The 22511-nt window shown below is 67.7% G+C and carries 23 protein-coding genes and 1 pseudogene; 14 read left to right on the top strand and 10 right to left on the bottom strand.

The annotated features are described in order from the left end of the window. Entirely contained in the window at positions 1–966 is a 966-nt protein-coding gene (locus HSX14_RS25765) for a YbgA family protein (protein ID WP_173172570.1), read from the bottom strand. 193 nt (positions 967–1159) lie between these two features. Then, positions 1160–2149: an NAD(P)/FAD-dependent oxidoreductase gene (locus HSX14_RS25760; protein WP_173172572.1), complete on the bottom strand. Its 990-nt coding sequence runs from the start codon at positions 2147–2149 to the stop codon at positions 1160–1162. 200 nt (positions 2150–2349) lie between these two features. Here HSX14_RS25760 and HSX14_RS25755 point away from each other — a divergent pair, with 200 nt between their 5' ends. From HSX14_RS25755 to HSX14_RS25745, 3 genes are all read left to right on the top strand, one after another. Beyond that, complete coding sequence (locus tag HSX14_RS25755) at positions 2350–3261, top strand: TIGR01777 family oxidoreductase (RefSeq protein ID WP_173172574.1); 912 nt, start codon at positions 2350–2352, stop codon at positions 3259–3261. Continuing rightward, complete coding sequence (hemH, locus tag HSX14_RS25750) at positions 3258–4283, top strand: ferrochelatase (protein WP_173172576.1); 1026 nt, start codon at positions 3258–3260, stop codon at positions 4281–4283. Before HSX14_RS25755 ends, hemH begins: the two co-directional genes overlap by 4 nt. A 125-nt stretch (positions 4284–4408) precedes the next feature. Continuing rightward, complete coding sequence (locus HSX14_RS25745; RefSeq protein WP_173172578.1) at positions 4409–5767, top strand: spinster family MFS transporter; 1359 nt, start codon at positions 4409–4411, stop codon at positions 5765–5767. Positions 5768–5820: 53 nt separating this feature from the next. Here HSX14_RS25745 and HSX14_RS25740 read toward each other — a convergent pair whose 3' ends face one another. Then, a complete protein-coding gene (locus tag HSX14_RS25740) occupies positions 5821–7098 on the bottom strand; it encodes a uracil-xanthine permease family protein (RefSeq protein WP_173172580.1) in 1278 nt (425 codons plus the stop codon). 3 nt (positions 7099–7101) lie between these two features. After that, positions 7102–7740 carry a uracil phosphoribosyltransferase gene (gene upp / locus HSX14_RS25735; RefSeq protein ID WP_021222254.1) on the bottom strand — a complete coding sequence of 213 codons (639 nt, stop codon included), beginning with the start codon at positions 7738–7740 and terminating at the stop codon, positions 7102–7104. Positions 7741–8008: 268 nt separating this feature from the next. Here upp and HSX14_RS25730 point away from each other — a divergent pair, with 268 nt between their 5' ends. Both HSX14_RS25730 and HSX14_RS25725 read left to right on the top strand, forming a co-directional pair. Continuing rightward, positions 8009–8566, top strand: a complete 558-nt coding sequence (locus HSX14_RS25730) for a hypoxanthine-guanine phosphoribosyltransferase (protein ID WP_173172581.1) — start codon at positions 8009–8011, stop codon at positions 8564–8566. 4 nt (positions 8567–8570) lie between these two features. Then, a complete protein-coding gene (locus HSX14_RS25725; protein WP_173172583.1) occupies positions 8571–9041 on the top strand; it encodes a WbuC family cupin fold metalloprotein in 471 nt (156 codons plus the stop codon). Here HSX14_RS25725 and dauA read toward each other — a convergent pair. Beyond that, on the bottom strand, positions 9029–10753 hold the full coding sequence (gene dauA / locus HSX14_RS25720) for a C4-dicarboxylic acid transporter DauA (protein ID WP_173172585.1): 1725 nt from the start codon (positions 10751–10753) through the stop codon (positions 9029–9031). The two genes, HSX14_RS25725 and dauA, sit on opposite strands and share 13 nt — an antisense overlap. A gap of 129 nt (positions 10754–10882) precedes the next feature. On the opposite strand from dauA, the gene HSX14_RS25715 reads away from it, so the two are divergent. The 3 genes from HSX14_RS25715 (at position 10883) to HSX14_RS25705 (ending at position 13163) form a co-directional block, all read left to right on the top strand. Next, positions 10883–11404: a hypothetical protein gene (locus tag HSX14_RS25715; RefSeq protein ID WP_173172587.1), complete on the top strand. Its 522-nt coding sequence runs from the start codon at positions 10883–10885 to the stop codon at positions 11402–11404. A 63-nt stretch (positions 11405–11467) separates the two neighbouring features. Continuing rightward, positions 11468–11755, top strand: coding sequence for a PA4642 family protein (locus HSX14_RS25710; RefSeq protein ID WP_111260964.1), 288 nt, complete (start codon positions 11468–11470; stop codon positions 11753–11755). A 100-nt stretch (positions 11756–11855) separates the two neighbouring features. Beyond that, positions 11856–13163, top strand: a complete 1308-nt coding sequence (locus tag HSX14_RS25705) for a WD40 repeat domain-containing protein (RefSeq protein WP_173172589.1) — start codon at positions 11856–11858, stop codon at positions 13161–13163. A gap of 151 nt (positions 13164–13314) precedes the next feature. On the opposite strand, the gene mqo is transcribed toward HSX14_RS25705, so the two are convergent. Continuing rightward, positions 13315–14838, bottom strand: a complete 1524-nt coding sequence (gene mqo / locus HSX14_RS25700) for a malate dehydrogenase (quinone) (RefSeq protein ID WP_173172591.1) — start codon at positions 14836–14838, stop codon at positions 13315–13317. A 342-nt stretch (positions 14839–15180) separates the two neighbouring features. Beyond that, a complete protein-coding gene (locus tag HSX14_RS25695; RefSeq protein WP_228723496.1) occupies positions 15181–15417 on the bottom strand; it encodes a hypothetical protein in 237 nt (78 codons plus the stop codon). A 170-nt stretch (positions 15418–15587) separates the two neighbouring features. Between HSX14_RS25695 and HSX14_RS25690 the strand changes: the two genes are divergently transcribed. Next, positions 15588–16172 carry a YajG family lipoprotein gene (locus HSX14_RS25690; protein ID WP_021222263.1) on the top strand — a complete coding sequence of 195 codons (585 nt, stop codon included), beginning with the start codon at positions 15588–15590 and terminating at the stop codon, positions 16170–16172. Between the two features lie 179 nt (positions 16173–16351). Continuing rightward, a complete protein-coding gene (locus HSX14_RS25685; RefSeq protein ID WP_173172593.1) occupies positions 16352–16639 on the top strand; it encodes a hypothetical protein in 288 nt (95 codons plus the stop codon). A gap of 75 nt (positions 16640–16714) precedes the next feature. Here HSX14_RS25685 and HSX14_RS25680 read toward each other — a convergent pair whose 3' ends face one another. Then, positions 16715–17878, bottom strand: a complete 1164-nt coding sequence (locus HSX14_RS25680; protein ID WP_173172595.1) for a 1-acyl-sn-glycerol-3-phosphate acyltransferase — start codon at positions 17876–17878, stop codon at positions 16715–16717. A gap of 104 nt (positions 17879–17982) precedes the next feature. Here HSX14_RS25680 and HSX14_RS25675 point away from each other — a divergent pair, with 104 nt between their 5' ends. Genes HSX14_RS25675 through HSX14_RS25665 form a run of 3 tightly spaced genes read left to right on the top strand, consistent with a single transcriptional unit; the run spans position 17983 to position 19062 of the window. Next, positions 17983–18165: a CPXCG motif-containing cysteine-rich protein gene (locus HSX14_RS25675; protein WP_173172597.1), complete on the top strand. Its 183-nt coding sequence runs from the start codon at positions 17983–17985 to the stop codon at positions 18163–18165. After that, positions 18165–18425: a putative signal transducing protein gene (locus HSX14_RS25670; RefSeq protein WP_173172599.1), complete on the top strand. Its 261-nt coding sequence runs from the start codon at positions 18165–18167 to the stop codon at positions 18423–18425. Before HSX14_RS25675 ends, HSX14_RS25670 begins: the two co-directional genes overlap by 1 nt. Before the next feature lie 22 nt (positions 18426–18447). Beyond that, positions 18448–19062: an SOS response-associated peptidase gene (locus HSX14_RS25665; protein ID WP_173172601.1), complete on the top strand. Its 615-nt coding sequence runs from the start codon at positions 18448–18450 to the stop codon at positions 19060–19062. A 233-nt stretch (positions 19063–19295) separates the two neighbouring features. Here the strand turns inward: HSX14_RS25665 and HSX14_RS31745 are convergent, their stop codons facing one another. Both HSX14_RS31745 and HSX14_RS31740 read right to left on the bottom strand, forming a co-directional pair. Further along, positions 19296–20000: a methyl-accepting chemotaxis protein gene (locus tag HSX14_RS31745; RefSeq protein WP_416367183.1), complete on the bottom strand. Its 705-nt coding sequence runs from the start codon at positions 19998–20000 to the stop codon at positions 19296–19298. A gap of 201 nt (positions 20001–20201) precedes the next feature. Beyond that, positions 20202–20258 (bottom strand): annotated as a pseudogene (locus HSX14_RS31740) (hypothetical protein); the annotation flags it as partial. Between the two features lie 1346 nt (positions 20259–21604). Here HSX14_RS31740 and HSX14_RS25655 point away from each other — a divergent pair. Next, positions 21605–22420 carry a M48 family metallopeptidase gene (locus HSX14_RS25655; protein WP_173172605.1) on the top strand — a complete coding sequence of 272 codons (816 nt, stop codon included), beginning with the start codon at positions 21605–21607 and terminating at the stop codon, positions 22418–22420. Positions 22421–22511 lie beyond the last annotated feature (91 nt).

Genomic DNA, 22511 nt, shown 5'->3' with positions numbered 1-22511 from the left:
CTAGATGGCGTTGCGCAGGCTGAGGTCTTCGGGGTGCGGCTGCAGGTAGGCCTGCTGCGCGATGTAGGGATCCGGATGGCGGGCGAAGTGATGCTTGAGCAGGGTCAGCGGCACCACCAGCGGCACGATGCCGTTGCGGTACTGCTCGATCAGGCGCTGCATTTCGGCCTTCTCGTCCCGGCCCAGGCTGCCCTTCAGGTAGCCGCTGATGTGCTGCAGCACGTTGCTGTGGGTGCCCCGGGTGGCGCAGCGGGCCAGGGCGGCCATGAGCTGGCGGAAGTAGGGCGGGCCGAATTTCTCCGGCGCGTGCTTGCCGATATCGCCCAGCAGGCGGCCGAGGGCGTGGTACTGCTGCGGGTCGTGGGCCATCAGCTGGTACTTGTAGCGGGCATGGAATTCGAGGATGCCGCGACGGGTCAGGCCGCTGGCGCAGAGCGCCCGCCAGCGCGCGCAGGCGAATACGCGGGTGAGGAAGTTCTCCCGCAGCACCGGGTCGCAGAGGCGGCCTTCCTCTTCCACCGGCAGCTCCGGGTGGCGCTTGCAGAACGCCTCGGTGAACAGGCCGCGCCCGCCTTCCTCGGCAGGGATGCCATTGGCCTGGTAGACCTTCACGCGGTGCAGCCCGCAGGAGGGGGACTTCTGCATGAAGATGTAGCCGCACAGGTCGTCCAGTTCCCCGGCCATGCGCTCGCCGTAGGCGGTCAGCGGCTCGCTCAGGTCACGCGAGCCGTCGCGGTTGACGGCGCGCGGCATCGCCGGATCACCGACCAGGCGAATGGCCTCGCGCGGCGTGCCCAGGCCGATGGCGACTTCCGGGCAGACCGGCACGAAGTCGAAATAGCGGGCCAGGGTGCGGCTGCACAGGCGGGACTCCTTGTGACCGCCATTGAACCGCACCGGCTCGCCGAGAAGGCAGGCGCTGATGCCGAGCCGGGGCTTGGGGTGTGCAGGGGCGTCCTGTGACATGAAGAGGGCCTCGGATTTTTTCTTGTACAAAGCGATATTTCTGTACAGGTAATTCCATCTTAGGCATGTAGTTGTACAAGTCAAATGCCGTGTACAGGTTTTTGCGAGGGATCGGAGTCGGCCAGGGCCAGGGGAGGGGTTGGGAAGGGGGGATGTGCGCCAGGCCCCGGGGTGTTCGGCCTGGCGCGGGGGGCTATCTACCGAGGTGTTCGATCAGGCGCCGCGCGGCTTCCTGCCCGCTCAGCCAGGCACCTTCCACACGGCCGGAACTGCACCAGTCGCCGCAGGCGTAGAGGCCCAAGTCGGCATCGGCCAGTGCGCCCCATTCGTGGCCTTGGGCCGGCCGTGCATAGAGCCAGCGGTGGGCCAGGCTGAACACGGGGGCCGGCACCGCGCAGCCGATGAGTTCGGCGAAGGCGCCATGCAGTTCCTCGATCACCGCCTCCTTGGGCAGGTCCAGGTGCTGCTTGCTCCACGCGCTGCTGGCGTGCAGCACCCAGGTGTCGAGAGTGGTCTCGCGACCGGGCTTGGTGCGGTTGCGGGCCAGCCAGTCCAGCGGGCTGTCCTGGACGAAGCAGCCTTCCACCGGGGTATCCAGCGGCCGCTCGAAGGCCAGCGCGACGGCCCAGGTGGGCTCCATGGCGACGCTGGCGGCGGCGCCGGCGAGCTTGGGGGCCGCTGCCAGCAGGGCCGTGGCCTGGGGCGCGGGGGTGGCGATGATGACGTGGCTGAAGGGCCCGTGGCTCTGCCCCTCGGCATCCTGCAGGCCCCAGTGCTGCTCGCCACGGAAGACCTCGGTGATGCGGCAGGCGAAGTTGACCGGCAAGGCGCCGAGCAGGGCGCGGGTGATGGCGCTCATGCGCGGCGTGCCGACCCAGCGCACCTGCTCGTCCGGCGAGGGCGTGAGGCCGCCGTTGCGGAAGTTGTACAGGGTGGGCGTCCATTCGGCGACCCAGCCGCGGTCGCGCCATTGCTGGACGACTTCGGTGAAGCGGCGGTCGCGGGCGGTGAAATACTGCGCGCCGAGGTCGAGCGAACCGGCGTCGCTGCGCTTGCTGGCCATACGACCGCCACTGCCGCGGCTCTTGTCGAAGAGCTGCACGGCGTGCCCGGCGGCATGCAGCGCCTGGGCGGCGGAAAGGCCCGCGAGGCCGGTTCCGATGATGGCGATGGGAGTGCTCATGGTTACCTCTTTACCTTGTGCTGTGGCGACTGCTGATCAGGTGTTCGATAAACCTATACACTTTTGTTGCGTTGTACAGGGCTATCGGTTCCAATTCGAGTGCCGCTCATAAAGGTGTGACCATGGCGGACTCAACCCGTGCCCTGTCTTGATTCAGACTAGGGCGATATCTCCACTTAGCACTATGCGAGGAGGATGCCATGCACATATTGCTGACCGGCGGTACTGGCCTGATCGGTCGCGAGCTCTGCCGGCTGTGGAGCGGGCGGGGCCACCAGGTCACCGTGCTCAGCCGCACGCCGCAGCGGGTGGCCGGGCTGTGCGGGCCCGCGGTGCGAGCCATCGGCAGTGTCCATGACTATGGTGACGGCCCGTTGGACGCCCTGGTCAACATGGCCGGCGAGCCGGTGGCCGGAGGGCTCTGGACCCGCGCCCGCAAGGCGAAGATCCTCGACAGCCGGGTCGCCTTCACCGAGCGCCTGCTGGCCTGGCTCGAGACCCGCGAGCAACGCCCGGCGCTGCTGTTGTCCGGCTCGGCGGTGGGCTGGTATGGCGATGCCGGCGAGCGCGAGGTGCGCGAGGATTCGGCTCCCGGCAACGGCGATTTCGCCAGCGCCCTGTGCATCGCCTGGGAGGAGACGGCGCAACGTGCCGAGGCATTGGGCATCCGCGTGGTGCTGCTGCGCACCGGCCTGGTGCTCGCCGAGCGCGATGGCTTCCTGCGGGACATGCTCCGGCCCTTCCGCCTCGGCCTGGGCGGGCGCCTGGGCAGTGGCCGCCAGTGGATGCCGTGGATCCACCTGCAGGATCAAATCGCCGCGATGGATTTTCTTTTGCATCAGGAGGGGGCCAGCGGTCCCTATAATGCGTGCGCTCCGCACCCCGCGCGCAATCGTGACTTCACCCGCAGCCTGGGCCGCGCGCTCGGTCGGCCGGCCTTTCTGCCGGCCCCGGCTTTCGCCCTGCGCCTGTTGCTGGGGGAGATGTCGATCCTCCTGCTGGGTGGCCAGCGCGCCTTGCCGACGCGTTTGCTGGAGGCGGGATTCACCTTTCGTTTCACCGATCTGGATACGGCGCTCGCCGATGTGCTGAGGCCTAAGGACGTTGCATGACTGATCACGCGCTGCTGCTCGCCAACCTGGGTTCTCCGTCGTCCACCTCGGTGGAGGACGTGCGTCGCTACCTCAACCAGTTCCTCATGGACCCCTACGTCATCGACCTGCCGTGGCCGCTGCGTCGCCTGCTGGTCTCGCTGATCCTGATCAAGCGCCCGGCGCAGTCGGCCCATGCCTACGCCTCCATCTGGTGGCCCGAAGGCTCGCCGCTGGTCGCTCTCAGCCGCCGCCTGCAGGCCGCCACCCAGCCGTTCTGGCCCCACGGGCCGGTGGCCCTGGCGATGCGCTACGGCGAGCCCTCCATCGAGAACACCCTGCAGGAACTTGTGCGCCAGGGTGTCAGGCGCGTGACGCTGGCACCGCTGTACCCGCAGTTCGCCGACAGCACCACCACCACCGTCGAGCAGGAGACGCGCCGGGTCATCGCCGCCCACGGCCTCAAGCTTCAGGTGCAGGTGCTCGACCCCTTCTACGACCAGCCCGAGTACCTCGATGCCCTGGCGGCCAGCGCCCGCCCGCACCTGGAGCAGGGCTTCGATCACCTCTTGATGAGCTACCACGGGCTGCCCGAGCGCCACCTGCACAAGGCCGACACCAGTGGCAGCCACTGCCTGAAGGGCGCGGACTGCTGCCAGCGTGCCGAGGGCCAGGTGCTCGCCCGCTGCTACCGCGCCCAGTGCTACCGCACCAGCGAAGGCTTCGCCGCGCGCCTGGGGTTGCAGCCGGGGCAGTGGTCGGTGTCCTTCCAGTCGCGCCTGGGGCGCGCCAAGTGGATCGAACCCTACACCGAAACCCGCCTCGACGAACTGGCGGCCCAGGGGGTGAAGAAACTGCTGGTGATGTGCCCGGCCTTCGTCGCCGACTGCATCGAGACCCTGGAGGAGATCGGCGATCGCGGTCGCGAGCAGTTCATCGCCGCTGGCGGCGAGGACCTGGTGCTGGTGCCCTGCATGAACGACCACCCGCAATGGGCCGAGGCCCTGGCCAGCCTTTCCGGCAAGGCCCAGCGCCTGCTCTGAGCATCAGCCCGGGGACAGCCCGGGCATTCGCCTGGCCTATAAGGCCGCTGCCCCATCTCGTCTGCACCTAAGCTGGGCGCTCCTTCCACCGTCGTGCGCCGCACCGGCGGCGCCGAGGAGAGCCCATGCAGAACAACAACAATGGCTATCCCTCGGGCCTGCGAGCCTGGACCACCGTCGCCATCCTGATGGTGGCCTACGTGCTGTCATTCATCGATCGGCAGATCCTCAACCTGCTGGTCGAGCCCATCCGTCGCGACCTGGTCATCAGCGACACGCAGATGAGCCTGTTGATGGGCCTGTCCTTCGCGCTGTTCTACACCGTCTGCGGCATCCCCCTCGGGCGCCTGGCCGATACCCGCAGTCGCCGCGGTCTGATCGCCATCGGCGTGCTGTTCTGGAGCGCCGCCACCGCCGCCTGCGGCATGGCCAAGCTGTACTGGCAGTTCCTCGTCTGCCGCATCGGCGTGGGCGTGGGCGAGGCGGCGCTGTCGCCGGCGGCCTATTCGCTGATCGCCGACAGCTTCCCCCAGGAGCGCCGCGCCACCGCCATCAGCGTCTATTCCATGGGCGTCTACCTCGGCTCGGGCCTGGCCTTCCTGCTGGGCGGGCTGGTGATCAAGTTCGCCTCCGCCCAGGGCGAGGTGCACTTGCCGCTGCTGGGGGATGTGCGCCCCTGGCAGCTGATCTTCCTCATCCTCGGCGGTGCCGGCGTGCTCTTCACCCTGCTCATGCTGGCGGTGCGCGAGCCGGCGCGGCGCGGCGTCGGGGCCGGTGTCGCGGTGCCCTTCGCGGAAGTGGGGCGCTACATCCGCGCCAACCGCCGCACCGTGCTCTGCCACAACTTCGGCTTCGCCGGGCTGGCCTTCGCCGGCTACGGCAGCGCGGCGTGGATCCCCACCTTCTTCATCCGCACCTACGGCTGGGATGCCGGCCATGTGGGCGTGGTCTACGGCAGCATCGTCGCGGTGTTCGGCTGCCTCGGCATCGTCTTCGGCGGTCGCCTGGCGGACCGCATGGCCAAGCGCGGGCGCTGCGACGCCAATATGCGGGTCGGGCTCATCGCCGCTCTCGGCGCGCTGCCGCTGGTGCTGGTGTTCCCGCTGCTGGACAACGACAACTGGGTGACCGTGCTGATGGCGCCGACCGTGTTCTTCCTCAGCATGCCCTTCGGCGTGGCGCCGGCGGCGATCCAGGAAATCATGCCCAACTCCATGCGCGGCCAGGCCTCGGCCATCTACCTGTTCGTCATCACCCTGATCGGCCTGGGCCTCGGCCCCACCGCCGTGGCGCTGGTCACCGACTATGTGTTCGCCGACGACAAGGCGCTGCGCTATTCGCTGCTGATCGTCACCTCGCTGGCGGTGTTCAGTTCGGTGGTGCTGCTGTGGGTGGGCCTCAAGCCGTACCGCGAGAGCGTCGAGCGCCTGAAGCACTGGGTGGCGCCGAGCCCGGTGCCGGCAGCCAAGCTGGCGGATGCCTGATCGGCTCCCATGAAAAAGCCCCGCGATTGCGGGGCTTTTTATTGGCGTGGAACTCAGATGTCCGGCGCGTCGTCCGCCGCCTTGTGCTTCCAGGCATCGTGGCCGGGAAGGATCAGGTTGAGGGCGATGGCGACGATGGCGCAGAGGGCGATGCCCTTGAGGCCGAAGTCGTCCGGGCCGGTGCCGGTGCCGATCAGCACGCCGCCGATGCCGAACACCAGGGTCACCGAGACGATCACCAGGTTGCGCGCCTCGGCCAGGTCGACCTTGTGGCGGATCATGGTGTTCATGCCCACGGCGGCGATGGAGCCGAACAGCAGGCAGAGGATGCCGCCCATCACCGGTACCGGGATGCTCTGCAGGATGGCGCCGAACTTGCCGATGAAGGCCAGGCCGATGGCGAACACCGCCGCCCAGGTCATGATCTTCGGGTTGTAGTTCTTGGTCAGCATCACCGCGCCCGTGACTTCGGCGTAGGTGGTGTTGGGCGGGCCGCCGAACAGGCCGGCGGCCGAGGTGGCCAGGCCGTCGCCCAGGAGGGTGCGGTGCAGGCCCGGGGTCTTCAGGTAGTTCTTGCCGGTGACGCTGCCCACGGCGATCACGCCGCCGATGTGCTCGATGGCCGGAGCCAGGGCCACGGGGACGATGAACAGGATGGCCTGCCAGTTGAACTCGGGGGCGGTGAAGGCCGGCAGCTCCAGCCAGGGCGCGGCGACGATCCGGGTGGTGTCGACCACGCCGAACCAGAACGACAGGGCGAAGCCCACCAGCACGCCGGAGATGATCGGCACCAGGCGGAAGATGCCCTTGCCGAACACCGCCACCACCAGGGTGGTCAGCAGCGCGGGCATGGAGATCCACATGGCGGTGGCGTAGGGGATCAGCTCGGTGCCGTCACCGGCCTTGCCCATGGCCATGTTGGCGGCGATGGGGGCCATGGCCAGGCCGATGGAGATGATCACCGGGCCGATCACCACCGGGGGCAGCAGGCGGTCGATGAAGCCGGTGCCTTTGATCTTCACCGCGAGGCCCAGGAAGGTATAGACGAAGCCCGCCGCCACCACGCCGCCCATGGTCGCCGCCAGGCCGAACTGGCCCTTGGCGAGGATGATGGGGGTGATGAAGGCGAAGCTCGATGCCAGGAACACCGGCACCTGGCGCCCGGTCACCAGCTGGAACAGCAGGGTGCCGACACCGGCGGTGAACAGCGCCACGTTCGGGTCCAGGCCGGTGATCAGCGGCATCAGCACCAGGGCGCCGAAGGCCACGAAGAGCATCTGCGCGCCGGACAGCACCTGGCGCCAGAGCGGATCGTTGTAGTCGTCGCTCATGGATCAGGTGTCCTTCTGCTTGGTGCCGAAGATCTTGTCACCGGCATCGCCCAGGCCCGGGATGATGTAGCCGTGTTCGTTGAGCTTCTCGTCGATCGAGGCGGTGAAGATCATCACGTCGGGGTGGGCGTCGTTGACCACCTTGATGCCTTCGGGTGCCGCCACCAGCACCATGGCGCGGATCTCCTTGCAACCGGCGCGCTTGAGCAGCTCGATGGTGGCGACCAGGGAACCGCCGGTGGCCAGCATCGGGTCGATGATCAGCGCCAGGCGCTCGTCGATCTCGGGGGCCAGCTTCTCCAGGTAGGTGTGCGCCTCGAGCGTTTCCTCGTTGCGGGCCACGCCCACCGCGCTGACCTTGGCGCCGGGGATCAGGCTGAGCACGCCGTCGAGCATGCCGATGCCGGCGCGCAGGATCGGCACCACGGTGATCTTCTTGCCGGCGATCTTCTCGACCTGCACCGGGCCCGCCCAGCCCTGGATCTCGTAGTTTTCCAGGGGCAGGTCGTTGGTCGCTTCATAGGTGAGCAGGGCGCCCACTTCCTGGGCCAGTTCGCGGAAGTTCTTCGTGCTGATGTCGGCGCGGCGCATCAGGCCGATTTTGTGGCGGATCAGCGGGTGGCGGATCTCTCGGATAGGCATGGGGTGTTACTCCGGCGGGCTGGCAAAAAAATTGCGTTAGATTAAAGCATTGCCCGTGCCATGTCGTGACTGACTGGCCGGTCGCGCGACCTTCAGGGCGTTGAGTGACGAGGCCTGCGGGGCTGCGACAAACTATCCTCGACACTCGTCCGGCGGGACTTGCTCCCGGACAGGCGGATGAGTACCTTTGCCGACTTTTATCTTGACGCCCCGATCAACTTCCCACGGGAAGCCAGGGCCAACGCCGCTCAAAAACAGAGGAAAAGCCATGCCCGCCGATCTCGCCCACATCCGCCAGGTAATGGCCGAAGCCGACTGCCTGTACACTGATGCCCAGGTCGAAGCCGCCATCGACCAGATCGCCGGCGCCATCAATGGCGAGCTGGCCGAGCGCAACCCCGTGGTCTTCTGCGTGATGAACGGCGGCCTGATCTTCGCCGGCAAGCTGCTGCCGAAGCTGAACTTCCCGCTGGAGCTGTCCTACCTGCACGCCACCCGCTACCGCAACGAAACCAGCGGCGGCGAGCTGTTCTGGAAGGCCAAGCCGGAGATCTCCTTCATCGACCGCGACGTGCTGATCATCGACGACATCCTCGACGAAGGGCACACCCTCGCCGCCATCATCGACTTCTGCAAGCACGCCGGCGCCGCCCACGTGCACACCGCCGTGCTGATCGACAAGACCCACGACCGCAAGGCCCGCCCGGACCTGAAGGCCGACTACGTGGGCCTGCCCTGCGTGGATCGCTACATCTTCGGCTACGGCATGGACTACAAGGGCTACTGGCGCAACGCCGCCGGCATCTTCGCCGTCAAGGGGCTCTGAACCCGTGGCCGCGCGCTTCCTCGACCAGTCGCTGTTCGCCGAACTGGCCGCAGGGGCCGCGGCCAGCCCGCGCCAGCGGCTGCACCACAACTTCCACGCGATGGAAGAGCCCTGCCACCGAATGGCGGTGGGACTGCAGCCCGGCACCTACCTGGCGCCCCATCGCCATCTTTCTGCCGACAAGGCCGAGACCTTGCTGGTGCTGAAGGGCCGCCTGGGCCTGCTGCTGTTCGCCGACGACGGCACCCTGGAGGCGACCCGTGAACTGGTTGCCGGCGGCGAATGCGTCGGTGTCGATCTCCCGCCCGGGCAGTTCCACGCCCTGGTGGTGCTGGAGGCCGACAGCCTGCTCTTCGAATGCAAGGCCGGCCCCTATCGCGCGCTCGTCGAGGCTGAGTTCGCACCCTGGGCGCCACGCGAAGGCGAGCCCGCCGCCCCCGACTACCTGGCCTGGATGCGCGCTCAGTTCGACTGAGGCTCCAGCCAGCGCAGGGCCTTGGCGCGCGCCTGCTCCAGGTCGCGCACATAGGCCAGGCGCCCTTCCTCGCGGAGGATGCCGGCGCGGCGCAGCTTCAGCCGCACCCGCGAGGTGGTGCCCACCAGGACCAGGCCGATCCCCTGCCTGCGGTAGTCGGCCAACAGATTCTCGATGGCTGCCAGGGCGGTCATGTCCAGCAGCGGCACCGCGCTGATCTCGACGATCACCACCTTCACCTGCGGGTTGAGCCGGCGCAGCACGCTCAATGCCTTCTCCGCCACGCCGAAGAACAGCGGGCCCCGGATCACGTAGGGCATCACCTGTTCCGGCAGGCCGTCCAGCGCCTGGTGGAAGCGCGGCGGCAGCGGCAGGGCATCGGTCAGGTCGCTCATGCGCTTGATGAACAGCCCGGCGGCCAGCAACAGGCCGACGCCGACCGCCAGCACCATGTCGAAGAGCACCGTCAGCACCAGGCAGGTGAGCAGCACCAGCACGTCGTTGCGGGGGGCGATGCGCAGCGTGTGGGCGACGTGGCGCGCCTCGCTCATGTTCCACGCCACCATCAGCAGCAATGCCGCGAGGGCCGCCATCGGCAGGTAGCTGAACAGCGGCGCGAGCAGGAGCATCGCCAGCAGCACCACGCCGGCGTGGATCACCGACGCGATGGGCGAGACTGCGCCGGCGCGCACGTTGGCGGCGCTGCGGGCGATGGCGGCGGTGGCGGTGATGCCGCCGAACAGCGGGGCGACCAGGTTGCCCAGGCCCTGGCCCAGCAGCTCGGCGTTGGGGTCGTGGCGGGTGCCGGCCATGCCGTCTGAAACCACGGCGCAGAGCAGCGATTCGATGGCACCGAGCATGGCGATGGCGAAAGCCGGCGCGAGCAGCTGACGCACCAGTTCGAAGGACAGCACCAGCGGTGCGCCGCTGGCCCCTGGCAGTTGCCAGGGCCAGGCGAAGCTCGGCAGCAACGGCGGGATGCCCGGGTGCACCACGCCGTCCAGTTCGTAGGTGAAGCGTTCGCCCAGGGTGGCCACCGGCAGGCCCATGCGTTCGAGGGCGAGGCCCAGCAGGGCGCCGACCGCCAGGGCTACCAGGTGCCCCGGCACCTTGGGCACCAGGCGCGGCCACGCCAGCAGGACGCCCAGGCAGGCCAGGGCCACCAGCGCATCGCCCAGGTGCGCACCGGGCAGCGCCCGGGCCAGCAGGCCGATCTGCTCGACGTAGTTCTGCGGCGGGTGCGCCAGCTGCAGGCCCAGCAGGTCCTTGACCTGCAGGGTGGCGATGACGATGCCGATGCCGGCGGTGAAGCCCAGGGTCACCGGGTAGGGGATGAACTGGATCAACCGGCCGAAGCGCGCCAGGCCCATGGCGATGAGGATCGTCCCGGCCATCATGGTGCACAGCAGCAGGCCGCCGAGGCCGAACTGCTGGGTGATCGGCAGGAGGATGACCACGAAGGCGGCGGTGGGGCCGGAGACGTTGAAGCGCGAGCCGCCGGTGAGGGCGATCAGCGGGGCGGCCACCAGCACCGTGTAGAGGCCGTGCTGCGGGGCGACCCCAACGGCGATGGCCAGGGCCATGGCCAGCGGGATGGCGACTATGCCCACCGTCAGCCCGGCCCCGAGGTCGTTGCGCAGGGATCTCCAGGAATAACCGCTGCGCAGGCTCTGGCGCAGGGCGGCGAACAAGGGCGGCAGGGGCAATGACATGGCGGGCTCCTCGGCGGAAGGCACCGAGTATAAGGGCTGCACGGCGCCAGGCACCTTGACCTGAGTCCAATGACTTTGGGCCGGGAGCCCGTGCTAGAGTGCTGCGCTCGTTCGTACCGGGAGTTGCCGATGTCTCGCCGTAGCCGTTTCGCCGCCGTCCTCCTGCTCGCTGCCAGCCTGCCCCTGGCCGCCGCCCCGGGCGAGGCGCCCAAGGGCGCAGCCACGCAATTGCACGCCGAGTTCCTGCCGCCGGACGAGCAGGGCCTGCGCCAGGAGCAGCCCGAACAGGTGCTGCTGCTGAAGGTGGTCAGCTACCGCGTCACCCTGGGCAACCAGCGCCAGTCCAACCAGCAGCCGATCCCGATCACCACGCCGATGCTGATCCAGCTGCGTGCCACGCCCGTAGGCAAGACGGTCGGCAAGGGCTCGGAGGCGGTCGACGTGCAGATCGATTTCGAGGTCGATGGCAAGAGCCTGAAGAAGGCGACCTACGACGAGGTCGCCCGCAAGCTGACGCTGCACTATCCACAGTCCCAGTACCGCGCGGTGCTCGACCTGCTGCGCAACGGCGCGGTGTTCTGCCAGTTCGCCGCCTACCCCAATGGCCATGTCTGGGCCGACCTGCACCAGGGGCCCGTACGCCTGCGTTGAGCCGCGTCGGCCTGCGGGGGTAAACTTCGGGCCCCGTGTGTTCCGGCCAGAGAGTAGTGAGCGATGCGCAAAGACAAGAAGCAGGTGATCGGCGAAGAAATCACCGAGGACTCGATCAAGCTGTTCCTCGAGGTGGAGCCGGCCGACGACACGCCGCCGTCCCTGCACAAGCTGGTCAAGGCCTACCGCGGCCTGCGCATCGACGACTTCGAGCGTTTCCTGCAGTTCTTCCTCGAGGCCGGCTACGACCTCGCGGCCAAGGACGCCCAGGGCAACGACTTCATCGCCCTGATCAAGGACCAGCGCCTGGCCGAGCCCTACATCGAGGCGGTCCAGGCCGCCCGGGGCTGATCCGGCAAGAACCCATCCACAGGAACCCGCCTTCGAGCGGGTTTCTGCTTTTCTGGGCCTGGCGAAAACAGTGACCCAGCGCACGCACGAGGAGGTGCACATGAGCAAGGAAGACGCATCGCAACACTGGCAGCGGCAGACCATCGCCTATGCCCGCGCGATCAATGCCTATATCGAGAAGGGCCTGCGCGAGGGCTGGGACAACGTGGGCGACGAACCCAGCTCCGCCGGGCGCGAGAAGCTGGTCCCGGCGCTGCTGGAGGCGCTGCGCGAGGCCAACCGCAGCGGCCGCCTGGACGGGCTGCAGGCGACCTGGCCGCCGGCCCATGCGCCGCTGAACGAGGTGCTCGACGAGAAGGGCCAGGCGATCCCCCTGCTGGCGCTGCTCGATGATGGCTCCATCGTCGCGCGCATCGGCGCCACCTGGGAGCCGGGGCGGGTGGTGCGCATCGTCGGTGATCGGGTCGAGGATGTACCGGGGCTGGCCTTCTTCGGGGCCTGCCCCAACCGCCGTTTCTACGCGCTGGCGCGGGAAACGGATGTGGAAGTGCGTGATGGCTGGGACGGCCCGGTGGTGCTGCGATGCCCCTGGCCGCGAGGCGATGAGGACGCGCCCGAGGGCGTGGAGCTGGAAGCCTTTGCCGAGACGCCGCGCCCCACGCGGCTGCAGCCCTTCCCGGACGGCCGCCGGGTGCTGCTGGTGAGCGGCTCCGGCATCTTCGTGCTGGAACAGGAAGGCGCGCGCCGCCTGTACCCGGACAACGCATCGCTCCGGGAATACGCCGAGGCCACCGACTACGACCCGCCCTATTCCACGGGGCTGAGCATGGAGCACGGCGCGGTATCGGCCGATGGCCGGTGGATCGCGGTGGGCGCCCAGGACGGACGTCACCACCTGTTCGATGCCGACCTGCAGCCGGTCGCGGCCATCGGCCCCCATGGCGAGTACCCGCACTTCGCGCTGTTCAGCGGCGATGGCCGCAGCGTCGCCTTCAACGCCTGTCATTTCTACAACGGCGGCACCATCGCCGTGGACCTGGCCCGCGCGCCAGGGCTGGATTCGGACTACTACGAGGAGGTGGACGGGGTGACGCTGGTGGAGGCGGGCGCACGGGTCTACGCCGGCGCCTCCCGGGGCGATCGCTTCATCCTCGGCGATGCCTACGGCTACCTGCGCTGCGTCGACGCGGCGGGTAACCCCGTCTGGCAGCACTTCCTCGGCTCGACCCTCTGCGCCATCGACCTCTCCGCCGATGGCCGCACCCTGGTGGCCTCCAGCTACGCCGGGATCATCGCCATCATCGACCTGGATGTCGGCCGTCCGGAGTGGCAGATCGGCACCGGCGAACACCACGAACGCCGGCGCTGGCTGTTCTGGAAGGGCGAGGAAACACCGCTGGCCTGGTGATCATTGTCAGCCGGTCCTTGTGGGAGCGAATTCATTCGCGATCGGGTCCGTGCCCGGACCTTTGCGGTTGAAACCGCTCCCACATGGCCTGGAGGTCCGGCCCGGAACGAAAAAACCGCCCCGAGGGGCGGTTCTTTCATGGCGCTGAAGCTCAGCCCGCGGTGGCGGCGCTGGCTTCGGCCGGCTTGGCGGTCGCGATGCCCAGGCGGGCGTCCGACTCCTGGCTGACGCGGTGGTAGAGCTCGGCGTCGGCTTCCAGTTCCTTCTCCCGGGCGGGGAAGATTTCCTTCAGCTTGGCGCTCCACTCGGCCGAGCGGGCCTGCTCGGCGAAGCAGCGTTCGATCAGGTTGAGCATGATCGAGACGGTCACCGAGGCACCCGGCGATGCGCCGAGCAGGGCGGCGATGCTGCCGTCCTCGGCGGCCACCAGCTCGGTGCCGAACTGCAGGATGCCGCCTTTCTTGGCGTCCTTCTTGATGATCTGCACGCGCTGGCCGGCCACTTCCAGGCGCCAGTCGGCCGGATCGAGCTCCGGGTAGAACTTGCGCAGGGCATCGAGGCGCTGTTCCTGGGACTGCATCACTTCCTTGATCAGGTAGCGGGTCAGGTCCATGTTGTCGCGCGCCACGGCCAGCATCGGGCCGAGGTTGCTCGGGCGGACCGACAGCGGCAGGTCGAGGAAGGAGCCGTGCTTGAGGAACTTGGTGGTGAAGCCGGCGTAGGGCCCGAACAGCAGGGACTTCTTGCCGTCGACCACGCGGGTGTCCAGGTGCGGCACGGACATCGGCGGGGCGCCCACTTCGGCCTGGCTGTAGACCTTGGCCTGGTGGTGCTTGACCACTTCGGGGTTGTCGCAGCGCAGCCACTGGCCGCTCACCGGGAAGCCGCCGAAGCCCTTGCCTTCCGGGATGCCCGACAGCTGCAGCAGCGGCAGCGCGCCGCCGCCGGCGCCGAGGAACACGAAGCGCGCGGAGACTTCACGGCTGGCGCCGCTCTGGGTGTTCTTGATGCTGACCTTCCAGCCCTCGTCGGTGCGCTTGAGGTCGGTGACCTTCTGGAAGTAGCTGACGCGGGTATCGGCCTGGGTGGCGAGGTACTGCAGCAGCTGGTTGGTCAGGGCGCCGAAGTTGACGTCGGTGCCATTGGCCGCGCGGGTGGCGGCGACCGCTTCGTCCGCGGGGCGGCCGGGCATCATCAGCGGCATCCATTCGGCCAGGGTGGCTCGGTCTTCCGAGTACTCCATATGGGCGAAGGCGTGGTGCTTGGTGATGGCCTCGAAGCGCGTCTTGAGGAAGGGGATGTCCTTGCCGCGCACGAAGGACAGGTGCGGCACGGAGTTGATGAAGTCACGCGGCGAACCGAAGCCTTGCTTGCCGCTCAGGTAGGACCAGAACTGCTTGGAGACTTCGAACTGGGTGTTGATCAGGACCGCTTTCTTGATGTCGATGGAGCCATCGGCGGCCTGGGGGGTGTAGTTCAGCTCGCACAGGCCGGCGTGGCCGGTACCCGCGTTGTTCCAGGGGTTGGAGCTCTCGATGGCACCGGATTCGCGGAGTTCCGCGATTTCCAGCTTGATGCCCGGATCGAGTTCCTTCAGCAGGACCGCCAGTGTGGCGCTCATGATGCCGGCCCCGACCAGCAACACGTCCACTGCTTGGTAATCGTCTTGCGCCATTTGCTCGCCACTCTCTCGTGAAGTAGTGAAAAACCGTCATCTCACGCTCTTTTGGAGACGTGAACCTCAAAAGAATCGCCTACCGGGGGCAGGCCGCTTCCATCAGCGCGGAGTTGCGCTGCGTCCATGCAAAAGAATCTGCATTTCGGGCGGAAGGTGCGGCAGGCCAGCAATGGCAGCGCGAAAGTGGACGGCTCTCTGTGGGGCTGTGCGGGTGCCGAGCGAGTGCATCGGCCGGTGTTGCGAGGCCCGATCAGGAGACGACCTTATAATCGGGGGGCGATTGTAGCGAAGAAATCGGGGGAAATGAGCGTTTGTACGTGACTTTTATTCATCCATCGGTCAGGCCGCCAACGCTCGCGCTCCGCGTGCCTGCCGGACGACCCGCTTGAGCGGGGCGGCGGTCGGAAGAGGCTGGCCGATCCAGGACAGGCGCGGCTCGCGGACCTCGACCCAGTTGCCACGGGCGGGGGCTTCGGCGCTCTGATGGAAGCCAAGGCAGGCGCCCTTGTCGTCGAGCAGGGCGAAGCAGCGGATCTTGGCGCGGGGGGCGAACAGGGACCAGAGCAACATCATCATGGCTTTCTCCTTGGGTACGCCGCTTTATCCCACCCCCGCGTGACAAGGGCATTACAGGAACCCGGCAAGCTTCCCGGCGGTCTGATTCCAGGCCACTGCCAGCGCTCTGTCAGTAGGCGTGCCGGCTGGTTATACTCCCGGCCTTCCGCGTCCAACCTGGAGAAACAAGCATGCTGAATCGCGCGTTGCTCGGCCTGCTGGCCGGCCTCAGCCTGACCCTGGTCGGCTGTGCCCTCAGCCCGCAACAACTCAGCCCGCAACCCAAGCTCACCGGCCCGCTGACCCCCGTCGGCCAAGGCCAGCCGGTGGTGGTTCGCGTCGCCGACGGCCGTTCTTCCCCGGTGCTCGGCACCCGTGGTGGCCTCTATGCGGACACCAGCAACATCACCGTCCAGGGCCAGGACATCCTGCCGCGCCTGCAGACCGAGGCCGAGGCCGCCGTGCGCCTGCTGGGCTTCACGCCTTCGCCCAATGCCTTCAATGCGCCGCAGCTGACCCTGACCCTGGCCGACCTGAAGTACCAGTCGCCCAAGGAAGGCGTCTACGTGACCAAGGCCGATATCAGCGCCACCTTCCGCGTCGACGTGCAGAACGCCAGCCGTCGCTACAGCGGCCGCTACAGCGCGTCGCTGGCCCAGCAGTTCGGCACCGCGCCGAACCAGGAAACCAACACCAAGCTGGTTTCCGGTGTGCTCAGCGATGCCCTGACCCGCGCCTTCAAGGACCCGACCATCGGGCAGATGCTGGCGCAGTGAGGCACTACCCGCTGTGAAGGAGCCCGGCCCTCGCGCCGGGCTTTTTCTTGCCCGCGCGATTCGTCGGAAACGCAGCAGGGAGGCGGGGTGCTCGGGTAGACTCGCCGCCGAATCCGGATGGCCCGCTCCCCGCGCGGCCGCATTTCCACCTCGCAGGCCGCGCCTGCTCGGAGTTGAAGATGTCCCTGCAGGACCTCTGGTCTGCCTACCTCGCCCATCCCCATCAGGTGGTCAACGCCCTGGCGCTGTTCTTCGCCCTGGTCGGCGCCTGGCTGCTGGTCGCCACCCGCCTGCGCGAACAGCGTGTCGCCGGCCGCCTGGCCGCCGACAGCGAACTGGAGGGCGTGGCGCAGCCAGCGCTGATGCCGGACGAGTCCACCCTGCGGCTCAACCGCTTCTTCTATGCCTTCGGCTATTTCAGCCTGGCGGTGGCGCTGGGCGTTTCCTGGGCCAGCACCCAGCTTTGAGGCCATCGCGGGCAGCGCCCCGATGCACATGAAAACGGCGACCCTGGGGTCGCCGTTTTGCATTGCGCGCAACGATCAGAGCGGCAGGCCGGCCTTGATGCGGTACTGGTTGCGCACGGGCGTCGCGTACTGCAACACCAGCCAGGGGCGCTGTTCCTCGGGGCACGCATCGAGGCGCTTCTGCCATTCGGCGCGGGCGCGGGCGATCTCGTCGTTGCCGAACAGGCTTTCCAGTTTCGGCACCGCCAGCGCCGGGTCGCGCTCGCTCCACAGGGCGTAGGCCAGGTAGTGCACGGGGAACAGGCGGTAGCCGCCGAGGATGCGGCGATCCATCTCCGCGGCCAGCAGCTTGGCGTCGCCGATGTCCTCGCGGATCTCGTCGTTGAAGGCGATGTGTACCCGGCCCTTGTAGCCGGTGATGCCCAGGGCGATGCTGGTGTCGTCCTCGCCCGGCGCCTTCTCGTAGCTGCCGGTGGTGGCGCGGATGTAGAGCTCGCGAGCCTTGGCCAGGTCGCAGGGGTCGTATTCGTAGCTGATCGACACCGGCACCACGTGCAGGTCGTGGATCACCGAAGCGAAGGGCTCGTCCTTGCGGCTCATGTGGAACATCTTGAGGATCGCCGAATCGGTGCGGTCGTCGCCGTCCTTCGCGCGGCCCTCGGCCTGGGCGATCCAGATCGACTGGCCGTCCACCCGGATCGAGTGGTTGATGTAGGCGGACAGCAGCTGGAAGGCCGCCAGTTTCTCGCGCCGGCCCGCCAGGTTGCGGTGCACGATGAAGCTCTTGTTCAGGCGCATGAGGTCGCTGACGAAGGGCTTCTGCAGCAGGTTGTCACCGATGGCGATGCGCGGTGTGGGCACCCCGGCGTGGTACACGGCGTAGTTGACGAAGGCCGGGTCCATGACGATGTCGCGGTGGTTGGCGACGAACAGGTAAGGGCTGCCGGGCGTGAGCTTGTCCACGCCCGAGTAGGTCACGCCGTCGGTGGCGCGCTCGATGGTGCGGTCGACATAGGGTTCGATCTTGTCCTGCAGGGCAGTGACCGAGGCGATGCCATGGAACTCGCGGCGCAGGCGATGAGCTATAACAGGCTTGAGCAGCCAGCCGAGCGGGCCTGCCAGGCGGGGGAAACGAAAACGGGTGAGGGCGCCGAGAAAGGCCGGGTCGGCGGAGAGGCGCGCGAGCACCTCGGCCACCTCGGCATCGTCGTAGGGTCGGATGGCTTCGAATTCGCCCATCGTGTTCTCTTGTTGTGCTGCGGCTGGAGATAAGGGTGGAGCCCCGAATCACGGGGCCTGAAATAGACCGGCGATTATACGCCCAAGTCACACGGGAGTTTCGCATGCTGGAAACCCAGGCCTATGAATGCCCCTATTGCGGCGAACCGGTGGAAGCGGTCCTCGACCTTTCCGCAGGCGACCAGCAGTACATCGAGGATTGCCCGGTGTGCTGCCGGCCCATCGTCTTCGCGCTGGCCACCGATGGCGAGGACTGGAGCCTGGACGTAGGCCGGGAGGACGACTGATGCAGCGCATCTACGAGCCGGGTGATCTGATCGAGGCGCAGTTGCTCCTGGGCATGCTCGCCAGCGAGGGCGTCGAGGCCCACCTGGCGGGCGGGCACCTGCTGGGCGGTATCGGCGAACTGCCGCTGATGGGGCTGCTGGGCCTGCTGGTGGAGGACGAGGACGCCGACCGGGCACGGCTGCTGATCGCCGCGTACAATGCCGCGCAACCCGTGCCGGGCGACGAGCCCGACAGCTACCCCGGCGCCCTGCTGTGCTGAACCTGCCCGAGCCCCTCGCCCCATGTCCGGACGCTTCGCCCTGTTTCGCTGGTCGCCCGCTTTCGCCGCGCTGCCCGGCTTCCCCGCCGAGCAGCAGCCGCACTGGAACCTGGCGCCCGGCGCACGGGTGCTGATGCTGCGCGAGCAGGCCGGCGAGCGCCGCCTGGACCTGGCCCGCTGGGGCCTGACCCCGGCCTGGCTCACCGACCTTTCGAAGACCCCCGCCCACGCCCGCGCCGAAACCCTGGTCGAGCAGCCGATGTTCCGCGATGCCTTCCGGCAGCGCCGCTGCCTGATCCCTGCCAACGGCTTCTATGAATGGCGTGGCGTGCGCAAGCGGCCGTACTGGGTCAGCGGCGAGACCTCGCTGCTGCATTTCGCCGCGCTCTGGGAGCCCTTTCCGGTGGGCGATGCCGAGTACCTGAGCCTGGCGATGATCACCCGCCCCGCCGCCGACCTGCGCCGCCCGCTGGTACTGGACGAGGCCGGCCAGCAGGCCTGGCTGGCCGCTGACACGGCCCCCGACGACTTGCGCGCGATGCTCACCGCGGCCTCGCCCCCCCTGCGTGAGCGGGCGCTGGCCACCCTGGTCAACGACCCCAAGCTGGATGGGCCGGAGTGCCTGACGCCCGCGTGATCGAATCTTCCCGGGCTGAAGCCCGGGCTACAGGGCGTGCCTTGTAGGGGCGAATTCATTCGCCCGGCAGCCCGCAGGGCTGCTCATCGGACTCATGCGGGACAGGCGAAGGGAAGGGGGCAACTGCGTTGCCCTTGGCGACTGAAGTCGCCCCTACAGGCGTGGTGGCGGGGAAGAGCCGGTGGGAGCGAATTCATTCGCGAATGAACCCGCCCCATGCACGGGTTGAAGCGCTACACCCTGAACTGATTGATCAACCGGCGCTGCTGCTCGGCCAGCTTGGTCAGCTCGGCGCTGGCCTGGGAGGCCTCGTCGGCGCCGCCGGCCACTTCGTTGGCCACCTGGCCGATGTTGGTGACGTTGCGGTTGATGTCCTCGGCCACCGCGCTCTGTTCCTCGGCGGCGCTGGCGATCTGGGTGTTCATGTCGTTGATCACCGACACCGCCTGGGTGATGGATTCCAGCGCATGGGCCGCCTCGCTGGCGGACTGCACGCTGGTGTCGGTCTTGTCCTGGCTGTCCTGCATCACCTTGACCACGTCCCGCGTGCCCTGCTGCAGCTGCTGGATCATGGTCTGGATCTCTTCGGTGGCCTGCTGGGTCTTCTGCGCCAGGTTGCGCACCTCGTCCGCCACCACGGCGAAGCCTCGGCCCTGCTCGCCGGCGCGGGCGGCTTCGATCGCGGCATTGAGCGCCAGCAGGTTGGTCTGCTCGGCGATGCCCCGGATGGCGACCAGGATGGCGTTGATGTTCTCGCTGTCCTTGGCCAGGTTCTGCACCACGCCCACGGCGCGGCTGATCTCGCCGGCCAGGGCGGTGATGGCCTCGGTGGTGCTCTGCACGATGCGCTTGCCATGGTTGGCGGCCTGGTCGGCATGGCTGGCGGCCTCGGCGGCGAGGGTGGCGTTGCGCGCCACGTCCTGTGCGGTGGCGGTCATCTCGTGGACGGCGGTGGCCACCAGCTCGATCTCCGCCAGCTGTTTCTGCACGCCCTGGTTGGTGCGGATGGCGATGTCGGCGGTGTGCTCCGAGGAGTCGCTGACCTTCTGCACCGAGCTCACTACCTGGCTGATCATCGACTGCAGCTTGGCCAGGAAGGTGTTGAAGCCGCTGGCGATGGAGCCCAGCTCGTCGGCGCGATCGGAGTGCAGGCGGCGGGTGAGGTCGCCTTCGCCCTGGGCGATGTCGTCGAGCATGGTCACCATCTGCCGCAGCGGGCTGGCGATGCCGAAGCCGACGAACCAGATCACCACCAGGCCGAGGGCGGCGATCAGCAGGCCCACCACCGTCATGCCGAAGATGTCCTCGTCACGCTGGCTGGAGAGGTCGCTTTCCAGCTTGTGCAGGTCCGCCATGACGGTTTCCAGCGGCATGTTCAGGCTGAGGTACCAGGTGGCATCGGTATCGGCCACCTTGAACGGCACCAGCAGCAGGATGCGGCCGCTGTCGCGATCGATCTCGTAGGCGGGCTGGTCGCCCTGGAGGGAGCGCAGGTTGTCCGCCACGGCGCTGCCCAGCACCCGGTCCGCCGGCTCGCCGAGCTTGCTGGCGTCGGCTGTGTAGGCCACTAGGCGCTTGTTGCTGGAGAGCAGGGCCATCTCGCCGACGCCGCCATAGAGTTTCTGGTTGGCGCTGGTGAGCAGTTGCTGGATGAAGTCGAGGGAGAGGTCGGCGCCGGCGATGCCGCGGAACTGGCCCTTGACCAGGATCGGTGCGTTGAAGGAGGCCAGCATCACCATCTTGCCGCCCATGTCGTAGGGCGCCGGGTCGATCACACAGGGGCGCTTGGTGTCGCGCGGGCAGAGGTAGTACTCGCCTTCGCGCACGCCGGTGGGCAGCGGCTTGACGCTTTCCAGGGTATCGCCCAGCACGTCCATCACCAGCTTGCCGCTGGCGTCGCGGTACCACCAGGGAATGAAGCGGCCGACAGCGTTATGCCCTTTCTGGTTGACGAAGTTGGCATCCTCGCCGAAGGCGTTGGGTTCCCAGCCGATATAGGCGTCCAGCAGCTTGGGGTTGTTGGCGAGGATGTGGTGCAGCAGGTTGATCATCTCCGGGCGGCTGCTGTCCATCGCCACGGCTCCGCTCTCGTCGGTCTCGCCGGCCAGGGCGTTGGTCTGCGCCAGGCTGCTGGCCACGGTCATCGGGTAGGCCAGTTCGCGCTGGATGTCCGCGACCTGGGAGGCGGCCAGGCTGATCAGGCGTTCGCTGATGATCTGCTCCAGCAGCGCCTGGGTGCGTGTCTGTACCAGCTCCTGGGTGCGTGCACCGGCGAACAGCGCATAGAGCACGAGGGCCACAACCACGGCGAGCACGCTGGCGCCGGCCAGCGTCGCGACCGAAAACTGGATCGATCTGAATTTCATGGGAACTCCCGGAGTCTCAGGTACAGCCTGTGTCCATGGCATATCGGCCGACAGTCGCCGAAGCATGAGCCTGCTTCACAAGAAAAGAACGCAAGTCGCTGGATGGCAAGGGATGCGGTTGCTCCGGGTCGTGGCGCAGGCATAGAGTACGGCGCAGTTTTCAAAGGAGAGTCACAGTGGCGAAGTCTCACATCATCGGCAGCCTTGCGCTGCCCCTGCTGCTGGCGGGATGCCAGGCGGTCAACACCACCAGCGGCGGTGCGGTCGGCGTCGAGCGCAAGCAGTACATGTTCAGCATGCTGTCCGAGCAGCAGGTCAACCAGATGTACGCGCAGTCCTACCAGCAGACCCTTTCCGAGGCCTCGCAGCAGGGCGTGCTGGACAAGAACAGCGCGGACGCCAAGCGCGTCTCGGCCATCGCCAAGCGGCTGATCGCCCAGACCACGGTGTTCCGTCCCGATGCCGGCAGCTGGGCCTGGGAAGCCAACGTGATCGACAGCGAGGAGCTCAACGCCAACTGCGGCCCGGGCGGCAAGATCATCGTCTACAGCGGCCTGATCGATCAGCTCAAGCTCACCGACGACGAGCTGGCGGCGGTGATGGGCCACGAGATCGCCCACGCCCTGCGCGAGCACGGCCGCGAGGCGATGTCCAAGGCCTATGCCGTGCAGATGGGGACCCAGTTGGGTTCACTGTTGGGGGCAGGCAACGAGAGTCTGCAACTGGCCAACACCGGCGTGGAATACCTGATGACCCTGCCCAACAGCCGCGCCAACGAGAACGAGGCGGACCTGATCGGCCTCGAGCTGTCCGCCCGCGCCGGCTACAACCCCAACGCCGCCATCAGCCTGTGGCAGAAGATGAGCAAGGCCAGCGAAGGCGCACCGCCGGAGTTCATGAGCACCCACCCGTCCTCCAGCTCGCGTATCGCCTCCCTCCAGGCGGCCATTCCCAAGGTCATGCCGTTCTACCAGCAAGCCAAGGGCAAGTGACGCTGGCGGGCCTGGAAAGGCCGACCTAGACTGCTCGCCGCCGCCTGCATAACGCAGGCGGCGTGCTTTGGATCGAGGCTTTCCCGTGAAG

Origin of the sequence: Pseudomonas tohonis (assembly GCF_012767755.2) — a bacterium.
Classification (GTDB): Bacteria; Pseudomonadota; Gammaproteobacteria; order Pseudomonadales; family Pseudomonadaceae; genus Metapseudomonas; species Metapseudomonas tohonis.
Note: the sequence above shows the minus strand (reverse complement) of the source record. Positions and strands in the feature narration are given on the sequence as shown.